The sequence below is a fragment of the Mesorhizobium sp. LSJC280B00 genome, assembly GCF_000502835.1.
Lineage (GTDB): Bacteria > Pseudomonadota > Alphaproteobacteria > Rhizobiales > Rhizobiaceae > Mesorhizobium.
Genome location: NZ_AYVL01000004.1, coordinates 229,190 through 240,283 on the forward strand (window position 1 = coordinate 229,190; position 11,094 = coordinate 240,283).

Annotated in this window: 10 protein-coding genes; 1 reads left to right on the plus strand and 9 read right to left on the minus strand. The window is 64.1% G+C overall.

Annotation, left to right across the window (positions count from 1 at the left end; all coding sequences use genetic code 11):
- Complete coding sequence (locus X773_RS47385) at positions 1-846, plus strand: EamA family transporter (protein ID WP_023675361.1); 846 nt, start codon at positions 1-3, stop codon at positions 844-846.
- Here the strand turns inward: X773_RS47385 and X773_RS47390 are convergent, their stop codons facing one another.
- The 9 genes from X773_RS47390 to X773_RS47430 all read right to left on the minus strand — a co-directional run bounded on the left by X773_RS47390 (position 847) and on the right by X773_RS47430 (position 11,087).
- Complete coding sequence (locus X773_RS47390) at positions 847-1,158, minus strand: Dabb family protein (RefSeq protein WP_023675362.1); 312 nt, start codon at positions 1,156-1,158, stop codon at positions 847-849.
- Between the two features lie 10 nt (positions 1,159-1,168).
- Entirely contained in the window at positions 1,169-2,806 is a 1,638-nt protein-coding gene (locus tag X773_RS47395; protein WP_023675363.1) for a GMC family oxidoreductase N-terminal domain-containing protein, read from the minus strand.
- Positions 2,807-2,819: 13 nt separating this feature from the next.
- A complete protein-coding gene (locus X773_RS47400) occupies positions 2,820-3,581 on the minus strand; it encodes a 3-ketoacyl-ACP reductase (RefSeq protein ID WP_023675364.1) in 762 nt (253 codons plus the stop codon).
- Complete coding sequence (locus tag X773_RS47405) at positions 3,578-5,092, minus strand: GMC family oxidoreductase (protein WP_023675365.1); 1,515 nt, start codon at positions 5,090-5,092, stop codon at positions 3,578-3,580. The genes X773_RS47400 and X773_RS47405 overlap by 4 nt, the downstream gene beginning before the upstream one ends.
- Before the next feature lie 5 nt (positions 5,093-5,097).
- Positions 5,098-6,213, minus strand: a complete 1,116-nt coding sequence (locus X773_RS47410; RefSeq protein WP_023675366.1) for an ABC transporter ATP-binding protein — start codon at positions 6,211-6,213, stop codon at positions 5,098-5,100.
- 4 nt (positions 6,214-6,217) lie between these two features.
- Positions 6,218-7,162 (minus strand): carbohydrate ABC transporter permease, encoded by a 945-nt coding sequence (locus tag X773_RS47415; protein ID WP_023675367.1) that lies wholly within the window; start codon positions 7,160-7,162, stop codon positions 6,218-6,220.
- Positions 7,159-8,118: a sugar ABC transporter permease gene (locus X773_RS47420; protein WP_023675368.1), complete on the minus strand. Its 960-nt coding sequence runs from the start codon at positions 8,116-8,118 to the stop codon at positions 7,159-7,161. Before X773_RS47420 ends, X773_RS47415 begins: the two co-directional genes overlap by 4 nt.
- A gap of 144 nt (positions 8,119-8,262) precedes the next feature.
- A complete protein-coding gene (locus X773_RS47425; protein ID WP_031194023.1) occupies positions 8,263-9,516 on the minus strand; it encodes an ABC transporter substrate-binding protein in 1,254 nt (417 codons plus the stop codon).
- Between the two features lie 59 nt (positions 9,517-9,575).
- On the minus strand, positions 9,576-11,087 hold the full coding sequence (locus X773_RS47430) for an aldehyde dehydrogenase family protein (protein WP_023675370.1): 1,512 nt from the start codon (positions 11,085-11,087) through the stop codon (positions 9,576-9,578).
- Positions 11,088-11,094 lie beyond the last annotated feature (7 nt).

Sequence of the window (11,094 nt, forward strand, 5' to 3'; positions counted from 1 at the left end):
ATGAGCCTGTTTGTCTTTTTCGCGGTGCTCGCCGCCGCTTCCATGCATGCGATCTGGAACGCGCTGGTCAAGGTCCATCTCGACCGTTTTCTGTCGATCACACTGATGACGCTCGGCATGGGTGCCGCTGCGCTGGTGACGTTGCCTTTCGTCGAGGTGCCGAAGCCGGAAGTGTGGCCATACATCCTCGCCTCGGTTGTCTTCCACATGGGCTACAGGACGTTCCTGATCGGCGCCTACAAGGCCGGCGATTTCGCCCAGACCTATCCGCTGGCGCGCGGCACCGCGCCATTGCTGGCCGCTTTGGGGGGCGTTGTGGTGGTTGCCGAGATGCCGGCGCCGCTCGCCATTCTCGGCATCCTCTTGTTGTCGGCGGGCACGCTGGTGCTGTCGTTTCGCGGCGGCGCGCATCTGGAGAAATTGAACCTGCGCGCCGTCGGCTTCGCACTGGGCACATCGATCTTCATCGCCAGCTACACGCTGTCGGACGGCAGCGGCGCGCGGCTGGCCGCCACCGCGTCGAGTTATGCCGCCTGGCTGTTCGTCTGCGATGCGCTGTGGGCGCTGGTGCTATGCGTCGTCTTTCGCGGCCCACAGGCGCTGCCGGTGCTGGCGCGCGACTGGAAGGCCGGAATCTATACCGGCGTGCTCAGCGGCGGCGCCTACTGGATCGTGATGTGGGCGATGACCAAGGCGCCGATCGCCTCGGTGGCGTCGCTGCGCGAAACATCGATCCTGTTCGCCATGATGATCTCGGTCTTCGCGCTCGGCGAGAAGATGACGGCATGGCGAGGTGCCGCGGTGCTTAGCATCGTTGCCGGCGTCGTTGCGCTGAGAATGGGATAGTCACGCGATCTCCAGATCAAACACCATCAGCCCGTCGGTGCCGCCTTCGAGCGCCGCGACCAGTTTTGCGCCGGCTCGCTGGTGCGCTTCATGCTCCAGATAGGCATCGCGTGCCGCAGCGTCGCGAAAGTCGATGGTGAAGCCGTGCGTGAAGCCGCGGGCGAAGGGTTCCGGGCTGGTATTGGCGCTGAATTCGACCCTGCCCATGCCGTCGATCACCGCCCGCAACGCTTCGAGATCGGCATGGATTGCCGCGCGCTCGGCGTCGGCGACATCGTTGCGAAATCTGACGAAGACACAGTGCCTGATCATTCTTTGTCCCTCATGCCGCTCGGTTGGTGGAAAACACCGCCGGCGGCAGCGGCTCGCGGCCAAGGATCAGATCGGCGCCTTTTTCGCCAACCATGATCGTCGGGGCATTGGTGTTGGAGGAGGGGATGCGCGGCATCACCGAGGCGTCGCAGACGCGCAGGCCCTCGATACCGCGCAGCTTGAGATCGGGCGTCACCACGCTCATCGCATCGTGGCCCATGCGGCAGGTGCCGACCGGGTGGTGGTCGGTCTTGGAACTGCGGCAGGCGTAGTCGAACAACTCGTCGCCGCTCTGCAGGTCGGGTCCCGGCAGTACCTCGCGCAGTACATAGGGCTGCAGCGCCTTCTGCCGCATGATCTCGCGCGCCAGCCTCAGCCCCTTGATCGACATGTCGCGGTCATAGGGATCGGACCAATAGTTCGGATCAATCAGCGGGCGGTCGGCCGGGTCGGCACTGTTCAGCCGCACGGTGCCGCGCGAGCGCGGGCGCAGGAAGGCCGAGTTCAATGTCACGCCCGGATTGTTCAGCTTCTCGACGCCGGCCTCGATGCCGGAGCCGAGGCCGAGATGCAGCTGGATGTCGGGAGAGGCGGCGGTCGGATCGGCGTACCAGAAGCCGCCGGTCTCGAACAGGCTGGAGGCTACCGGGCCTTTCTTCAGGAGCAGATACTGCAGGCCGGCCCAAGCCGTCCAGTGCAGCTTGGCGTAGTTGTCGTAAGTGTGGTCGCCGGTGCATTCGGCGATGACGAACAGGTCGAGATGATCCTGCAGGTTGGAGCCGACGCCGGGCAAATCGTGCACCGGTGTCACGCCGATCGTCTTCAGATGGTCGGCCGGGCCGATGCCCGACTGCAGCAAAAGCTTCGGCGAGCCGATGGCGCCGGACGAGACGATCACCTCGCGTTCGGCGCGCAGGATCGCCGGCTGGCCGCCCAGCCTGTCGACGATCTCGACGCCGACGGCGCGGCCCTTGTCGACGACGATGCGTGTCACCAGAACGCCGGTCCTGATGGTGAGATTCTTGCGCTCCCGGATCGGCCTGAGATAGGCGACCGAGGCGGAGGAGCGCTTCGCGTCCTTCTGCGTCAGCTGATAGTAACCGACGCCCTCCTGGGTTACTCCGTTGAAGTCGGGATTGAAGGGGATGCCCATCTCCTGTCCGGCACGGAAATAGGCCTCGCAGATCGGCAGCGGCGCGATCGGGTTCGACACGCCGAGCGGGCCTTGGTCGCCGTGGAAATCGTTGGCATAACGCTGGTTGTTCTCCGCGCGCTTGAAATAGGGCAGCACGTCGCGATAGCCCCAGCCGGCAAGGCCTTCTTCCTTCTCCCAGGCGTCGTAGTCGCGGGCGTTGCCGCGCGTGTAGATCTNGTAGATCTGGGCGTTGATCGAAGAGCCGCCACCGATCACCTTGGCCTGCGTGTATCGGAAGACACGGTCCTGCATGTGCTTTTGCGGCACCGTCGACCAGCCCCAGGCGGCGATGCCCTTGGTCATCTTGGCGAAACCGGCCGGCATGTGGATCAGCGGATGCCAGTCCTTGCCGCCGGCTTCGAGCAGCAGCACCTGATGCGACGGATCTTCGCTCAGCCGGTTGGCGAGTACGCAGCCGGCCGGGCCGGCGCCGACGATGATGTAGTCGGTCATGGCGTCACCCTGTTCATAGCCTCGGCACCGACAGCGCGCCGTCGACATTGATGACCGAGCCGGTCGAAAAGCCGAGCGTGCCGCCGGCCAACGCCGCCACGGCGGCGCCGACATCATCCGCTGCGCCCCAGCGCATTGCCGGCACCAGCCCGCCGTCGATCAATCCGTCATATTTGGCGGTGACACCCGCGGTCATGTCGGTGCGGATGATGCCCGGGCGCACCTCGAACACGGCGATGTTTTCGGTGGCAAGCCGCAGCGCCAGGTTCTTCACCCACATCGAAAGCCCGGCCTTGGAAATGCAGTAATCGGCCCGTTCCGGCGAGGCCATGGCGGCGCTGACCGAAGTGATGGTGATGATCGATCTCGCACCATCGCTTGGCAGGCCGAGCATTGCTTTGGCGACGGCCTGGCTGAGGAATACGGTGCCGCGCAGATTAATGCCGAGCACCCGGTCGAAATTTTCGGGCTTGAGCTCGAGCAGATCGCCGCGCAGGACGGCGCCGATGCCGGCATTGTTGACCAGGCAGTCGATGCGGCCGAAGGCGCTTGTCGCGGCATCAATCAGCGCTGCGTGGCCGTCGAGGTCGGCGATGTCGCTGCTGGCATAGGCGAATTTCGCGCCGCGCCCGGTGATGTCGGCGGCGAGCCCGTCGGCGGCTTCGTCGGCAAGGTCTGAGAGGAGGATGTCGAAGCCTGCGTCGGCCAGCGCCTCGGCGCAAGCAAGGCCGATCCCGCGCGCGCCGCCGGTGACGATCGCTGCCGGGCGGCTCATGTTGCAAGCTCCGTCTTGCGGATGTGGTCGGCGACGCGCAGCGCCTGTGCGGCGATCGACAGCGCCGGATTGACGGCGGCCGAATTCGGCAGGAAGCCGGCATCGACGACGAACAAATTGCTGTGGTCGAAGGAGCGGCAGAACGGGTCGAGCGGCGAGGTCGCCGGATCGTTGCCCATCTTCACCGTGCCGCATTGGTGGGAGGGCGTGCGCTTGTCAAACGGCCGCGACAGGACGATCGGATAGCCGCAGGCGCGGAAATTCTCGCGCATCACCTTGGTCAGTCCGTCGAGCGACTGCATGTTGGAGCGCCGCCACTGCATGACGATGTCCTTGCCGTCGACCATGATGCGGCTCTTGGGATCGGGCAGGTCCTCGCACATCAGATACCAGTCGACGGCGTGGCCGGCCATGAAATCGAGCGCGAATTTGGGCGCGCGCCTGACATTGGCCTTGAGGATGTTGCCGTCGATCTTGCCGAGGAGCTGGACATTGCCGAGCGGCTTGCCGCCCTTGCCGTCGGACAGATAATAATCGTTCAGCATCAGCGTCTTCTGGTAGACGGATTTGTTCCGGCGGCGTGGATCGATCGCCAGCATGGCGCTCGAATTGTGATTCATGAAGTTGCGGCCGACCTGGTCGGAGCGGTTGGCCAGGCCTTTGCCACCGCCTCTGCCCTGAGGGGTGGGCGAGCGCAGCAGGATGGCGGCGGAATTGACTGCGCCGGCCGATAGGATGACCAGCTTCGGCGCGACTTTCTTCAGCGTACCGTTCTGTCGATAATGGACGGCGATGATCGTCCTCGCATCCGGCGATGCCTCGAGATATTCGACATGGGCGCCGGTCTCGAGCTTGATCTTCTGGTCGGCAAGGGCGGCGGCCAGCGGTCCCGTTTGGGCGTCGACCTTGCCGGTCCCGGTGTTGGGAAACGCGTCCCACGGCGTGCTGCCGTCTTTCAGCCAGGCTTCGATGTCGACGCCGAGCGGCAGCGATGCCGGGTGCAGGCCGAGGCTCCTGAGCTCGGCGCGGGCGCGCGCGATCGGCGGCTCGTCGGGTACCGGCCCGAAAGGGTAGGGCATCGAGTGGAACGGCTCGGTCGGGTCTTCACCCAGCGCACCGCGCACGCGGAAAAGCTGCTCGGCCCTTGAATACCAGGGCTCGAATTCCTCGTAGGAAAACGGCCAGGCCGGCGAGACGCCGCCATAATGCTCCATCTCCGAAAAGTCTTCCCTGCGGTAGCGGATCAGCACCGCGCCGTAGAATTTCGAATTGCCGCCGACATAGTAGTAATTGCCCGGGTTGAACGGCGCTCCGCCGGCCTCAAGCCACATCTCCTTCGGCCGATAATGACCATCGACGAAGATGGCTCGGGTGTCGCGTGTGTGCGGCGTTGCCGGCAGTGGTTCGCCGCGCTCCAGCATCAGGATCGAGGCGCCACTGCCGGCAAGGCCGGAGGCGATCGTGGCGCCGCCTATGCCGGAGCCGATGATGACGATGTCGGGATTTGTCATGGCCGTCAGACGATGCGTTTCTCGGTCGCCGGATCGAAGAACACCGCCTTGGTCAGGTTGAAGGCGAGCGGCGTGACCGTGCCGGGCTGGATTTTGGCATCGGCGCGCAGCCGCGCCACCACCGCCTTGCCGCCGAGATTGGTGACCGCGAACGTATCCGAGCCGGCCGGCTCGATGACCTCGATGTGACAGTCGGCGCGGGCGATGTTCGAGGCGTTGCGTTCGGCACCCTCGGGATCGGTCAGTGCTTCCGGGCGGACGCCGAAGATGATCGGTTTTCCCTGGAATGCCGACAGGCCGGCCGGCGCATTGCCCAGCGGCAGCGAGATCGGCTGGCGCGCCTCGCGCTCCATGACGACGGAGAAGCCGCTGCCGTTGCTGCCGATCGTCGCCGGGATCAGGTTCATCGCCGGCGAGCCCATGAAGTCGGCAACAAACAGGTTGACCGGATTGTTATAGATTTCGGCTGGCGTGCCGAACTGCTGCACCTCGCCGTCGCGCATCACCGCGATCTTGGTGGCCAGCGTCATCGCCTCGATCTGGTCGTGGGTGACGTAGACGATGGTGGTGCCGGTGGTGGCGTGCAGGCGCTTGATCTCGATGCGCATGTCGACACGCAGCTTGGCATCGAGATTGGACAAAGGCTCGTCGAACAGGAACAGCTTTGGATCGCGCACCAGCGCCCGGCCCATGGCGACGCGCTGGCGCTGGCCGCCGGAGAGCTGGCTTGGCTTGCGCTTCAGCAAATGGCCGATCTGCAGGACCTTCGCCACCTTGTCGATCGCCTTCTGGCGCTCGCCGGCCGGCACGCCGCGCATCTCCATGCCGAAGGCGATATTGCCGGCAACCGTCATGTTCGGATAGAGCGCGTAGCTCTGGAAGACCATGGCGATGTCGCGCTTGGAAGGGTGGAGATCGTTGATCGTGCGTCCGTCGACGCGGATTTCCCCTTCGGTGATGGTTTCCAGGCCGGCAATAGTGTTGAGCAGCGTGGACTTGCCGCAACCGGAAGGCCCGACCAGCACGAGGAAGCCGCCCTTTTCCAGGTCGAGGTCGATGCCTTTCAGGATCTCGACCGCTCCGAAACGCTTCTTCAGCCCGTCAATTTCCAGAAAAGCCATGCGATTATCCTTTGACGGCGCCGGCCATCAGGCCGCGCACGAAATAGCGGCCGGCGAGCACGTAGACGAGGAGCGTCGGCAGCGCGGCGATCATCGCCGCCGCCATGTTGACGTTGTATTCGACGACGCCGGTCGAGGTGTTGACGACATTGTTCAGCGCCACCGTCATCGGCATCACGTCGCCTGAGCCGGCATAGGCGGAAGCGAAGAGGAAGTCGTTCCAGATGTTGGTGAACTGGTAGATCACCGTCACCACGATGATCGGCAGCGAGTTGGGCAGCATGATGCGCCGGAAGATCTGGAAGAAGCTGGCGCCGTCGATCTGCGCCGCCTTCACCAGCTCGTTCGGAAACGCTTCGTAATAATTGCGGAAGAACAGGGTGGTGAAGCCGATGCCGTAGACGACGTGAACGAACACCAGGTTCACGGTCGGATTGCCGAAGCCGAAGGTGAGGCCGGTCGCGTTCTGCAGCTTGACGCCGAACCGGCCGAGGCTGCCGAGGATCGTTGCCATCGGCAAGAGGACGGACTGGAACGGAATGAAGCAGGCAAACAGCATCAGCCCGAACACCAGCGTCGCCCCGCGAAAGCGCCACTTCGTCAGCACATAGCCGTTGAGCGCGCCGAGCAGGGTCGAGATGATGACGGCCGGAACCACCATCTTGATCGAGTTCCAGAAATAACCCTTCATGCCGACGCAGGTGAGACCCGAGCAAACCTCGCTCCACGCCCTTATCCAAGGTGCGAAGGTCGGCTCCTGCGGCAGCGCCAGCATGTTGCCGTTCTGGATTTCGTCCATGGTCTTGAACGAGGTCACCAGCATGACGAACAACGGCATCAGGTAGAACAGCGCAAACAGCGCCAGCAGCCCGTAGATGACAATACGGTTGACCGTCCTGGCGCTGATACCGCCAGTGCTCTGGCGAGCAGGAGTGGCCACGGCGCTCATCGCGGCTTCTCCCGAAGCTCGGAATAGAGATAGGGAACGATGATCGCGGTGATGGTCATCAGCATGATCACGGCGCTGGCCGAGCCGACGGCCATCTCGTTGCGCTTGAAGGTGTACTCATACATGAAGTTGGACGGCAGCCAGGCCGAACCGCCCGGCCCGCCGCTGGTCAGCGCGACCACCAGATCGTAGGATTTGATGGCGAGATGCGCGAGGACGATCAAGGCGGACAGGAAGATCGGCCGCAGCAGCGGGATGACGATGCGACGGTAGAGCTGGAAGGTGGTGGCGCCGTCGATCTGCGCCGCCTTCAGGATCTCGCCGTCGATGCCGCGCAGGCCGGCCAGGAACATCGCCATGATGAAGCCCGACGCCTGCCAGACGCCGGCGATGACCACTGTGTAGATGACGAAATCCTTGTTCTTGATCCAGTCGAAATGGAAGCTCGTCCAGCCCCATTGGTGCAGCGTCTGCTCGAGGCCGAGGCCGGGGTCCAGAAACCATTTCCAGGCAACGCCGGTGACGATGAACGACAGTGCCATCGGGTAGAGGTAGATCGGCCGCAGCACACCTTCGCCGCGGATCTTCTGGTCGAGCAGGATCGCCAGGAACAGGCCGAGCGCCAGGCAGATGGAAATATAGAGGAAGCCGAAAATCCCCATATTGGTGATCGACGTGTACCAGGAGGACGGCGGATCGCTTTCGAAAGTCCAGCGCCATAGCCGCTGATAGGCGCGTGGCCCGGTGATCGCATAGGAGGGAAAGGTCTTGGAATTGGTGAAGGACAGATAGATCGTCCACAGGATGAAGCCGTAGACGAAGACGATAGTGGCGGCGAAGCTCGGCGCCAGCACGAGCTTCGGCAGCGCGTCCTGAAGGCGCGAGCGCACCGTGGCGCCCGGACGGGCATCGTGCTCCGGCGTCAGCGTGATACTGGTTTCAGCAACTGTGCTCATCTGTCCATTCCGTATGGCGGGTCCGGAATTCTGCTGTCTCGGGCTCTGCGGCACGAAAGCGTGCCGGTCGGCGCAACCGCAAAACCTCGCCGCAGGGGATCTCCCCGGCTTGCGCCGGGGAGATCATTCACATGGGCGGGTGCCTTACTTGGCGTCTTCGATCGCGCTGACCAGTTGGGTCACGGCCTCGTCCGAGGTCTTGATCTGGCCGTGCACGAATTTCGAGACGACATCCTTGTAGGCGTTGGCAACCGCGGGAGGCGCGCCATAGCCCTGCGCCAGCGAACCGAACAGCGTGCCGCCTTCATTGGCGGCCTTCAGGTCGGCCATGCCCTTCTTGCCGCAAGCGTCGAAATCGGTGTCCGGCACGTCGGTGCGGGCCGGAACAGAGCCCTTGACGACGTTGAAGGCCGACTGGAAGCTCTTCGACAGCGTGGCGGTGGCCAGGGCGATCTGGGCGGCCTTGCGGTCCTCCGGAACGTTGAACATGCCGAACATGTCGGAGTTGTAGACGACGCTGCCGTCGGTGCCCGGGAAGCGGTAGCACAGGAAGTCGGTGCCCGGGACCTTCTTGGCGGCGTTGAATTCGCCCTTGGCCCAGTCACCCATCACCTGCACCAGCGCATCGCCCTTGATGACCATGGCGGTGGCGAGGTTCCAGTCCCGGCCCGAGAAGTTCGGGTCGACATAGGTGACGAGCTTGGCGAGATTGTCGAACGACTTCTTCATCGTGTCGGACTTCAGCGACTCCTCGTCGAGGTCGTTGAAGGCCTTCTTGTAGAACTCAGGCCCGCCGGTCGACAGCACGACTGAGTCGAACATTGTCGCTTCCTGCCAGTTCTGGCCGCCCAGCGCGAGCGGGATGACGCCCGCCGCCTTGGCTTTGTCCAGCAACGCAATGAAGTCGTCGAAGGTCTTGGGCTCGGTGCCGCCGATCTTGTCCATCACCGCCTTGTTGATCCATAGCCAGTTGACCGAGTGGACGTTGACCGGAGCCGCGACCCACTTGCCGTCATAGACGGAGAATTTCTGCAGGGCCGCGGGAACGGACTTGTCCCAGCCTTCCTTTATCGCCGTCTCGGTCAGGTCGCCCATAACGCCGGCTGCGGCGTAATCGAGCACGGTATAGCCAAGCATCTGCGAGGCGGTCGGGTAGTTGCCCGCTGCCACCATCGCCTTCAGCGCGGTCATGGCGGCGTCGCCGCCGCCGCCGGCCACCGGCACGTCCTTCCAGGCAAAGCCTTCCTTGGCCAGATCCTGCTTGAGCACGTTCAGAGCGGCAGCTTCGCCGCCCGACGTCCACCAATGCAGCATCTGGACTTCCTTGACGTCCTCGGCATGGGCCGCGAACGCAACGCCCGATGCGAGAGCCGTCCCGATAAGCAGTTTGCGCAACATGTACTTCCTCCCTTGTTGAACTTGCACGACCGGCGGATGCCCACCGGGTTCTTCCCAACTCAGCCGACCCACCATCCGGTGCGCTGGCCGCGATGAAACTGGATTGTCTTTTCCTCGGTATAATCCTCGACGGCGCGCTTGCCGAGTTCGCGTCCGAGACCGGACTGCTTGTAGCCGCCGAAAGGCAGTTCGGGGTAACCCTCCATGAACGTGTTCACCCAAACGGTTCCCGAACGCACATTCCGCGCCACCGACATGCAGGTATCGATGCTGGCGCTCCACACGCCCGCCGATAGACCATAGGGCGTGTTGTTGGCGATGTGCAACGCCCTTTCAATCGATTCAAAAGTCAGCACCGAGAGCACCGGACCGAACACTTCCTCGCGTGCAATGGCCATGTCTTCGGTGACGTCGCGAACGATGGTCGGATCAAGATACTGGCCGGCGCTCGAAGCAAGCTGATTGCCGCCGCTACAGATCCGGCCGCCGCCGTTTTCCGCTGCCGTCACGTAGCCGGTGACCTTGGCCATATGGTCGGCGGAGATCATCGCGCCGACCTTGGTGCGGTCGTCGAGCGGGTCGCCGACAACCACCTTGGCGGTGAGGGCTTTGACGGCGCCGAGGAACTCGTCGGCGATCGCCTCATGGACGATCAGCCGGCTGCCGGCATTGCAGCATTCGCCGGCATTGAAGAAGCCGCCGAACACCGCCGCGTCGGCGGCGGCCTCGAGGTCGGCATCGGAAAAGACGATCTGGCCGTTCTTGCCGCCGAGCTCCATCGCGACTTTCTTCAGCGAGTTGGCGGCAGACGCCATGGTCATCTTGCCGACGCGGGTGGAGCCGGTGAACGACACCATCTCGACCAGCGGATGGCTGACCATCGGTGCGCCGACATCGGCGCCCAACCCGGCAAGGATGTTGACGACGCCGTCCGGCAAGCCGGCCTGCATCAGGATCTCGCCGAGCACAAAGGTCGAGGCCGAGGTCATCTCGCTCGGCTTGACCATCGCCGTGCAGCCGGCGGCGAGCGCGAAGGGTAGTTTCTGGCTGACGATAAGGAACGGGAAATTCCACGGCGTGATGATGGAGACGACGCCGATTGGTTCGCGCAACACGACGCCGAGCATGGCATCGCCGAGATTGGCGTAGCTTTCGCCGTGAAGCGTCCGCGCAAGTGCCGCGGCATAGCGCCAGATGTCGACGGCGCCGCCGATCTCGTCGCGCGCCTGCGCAATCGGCTTGCCGGATTCCAGCGCGTCGAGCCGGGCAATCTCGTCCAGCCGCGCCTCGATCAGGTCAGCAGCCTTGAGCAAGATCGTGGCGCGTTCGGCGGCCTTCATGCGCGGCCACGGGCCGGTCTCGAAGGCCTTGTGCGCGGCCTGAACCGCAGCCTCTACGTCCGCCGCGCCGGCGTGTGCATAGCGCGAGACGGTGAAGCCGTGGCCGGGGCTGCTACGCTCCAGTGTGCGGCCGTCCTGGGCGTCGACGAACCTGCCGCCGATCAGCAGCCGGTAGCTTTTCGGCGCTGCGGCTGCCTCGGCGGGCATGGCGATGTTGAGGGGTGCGTTCATGTGATTT

Bases quoted from the DNA above. Each gene is read 5' to 3' on its own strand.
- X773_RS47385 (WP_023675361.1), top strand. From the start codon at position 1: ATGAGCCTGTTTGTCTTTTTCGCGGTGCTCGCCGCCGCTTCCATGCAT.
- X773_RS47390 (WP_023675362.1), bottom strand. From the start codon at position 1,158: ATGATCAGGCACTGTGTCTTCGTCAGATTTCGCAACGATGTCGCCGAC.
- X773_RS47400 (WP_023675364.1), bottom strand. From the start codon at position 3,581: ATGAGCCGCCCGGCAGCGATCGTCACCGGCGGCGCGCGCGGGATCGGC.
- X773_RS47405 (WP_023675365.1), bottom strand. From the start codon at position 5,092: ATGACAAATCCCGACATCGTCATCATCGGCTCCGGCATAGGCGGCGCC.
- X773_RS47410 (WP_023675366.1), bottom strand. From the start codon at position 6,213: ATGGCTTTTCTGGAAATTGACGGGCTGAAGAAGCGTTTCGGAGCGGTC.
- X773_RS47415 (WP_023675367.1), bottom strand. From the start codon at position 7,162: ATGAGCGCCGTGGCCACTCCTGCTCGCCAGAGCACTGGCGGTATCAGC.
- X773_RS47420 (WP_023675368.1), bottom strand. From the start codon at position 8,118: ATGAGCACAGTTGCTGAAACCAGTATCACGCTGACGCCGGAGCACGAT.
- X773_RS47425 (WP_031194023.1), bottom strand. From the start codon at position 9,516: ATGTTGCGCAAACTGCTTATCGGGACGGCTCTCGCATCGGGCGTTGCG.
- X773_RS47430 (WP_023675370.1), bottom strand. From the start codon at position 11,087: ATGAACGCACCCCTCAACATCGCCATGCCCGCCGAGGCAGCCGCAGCG.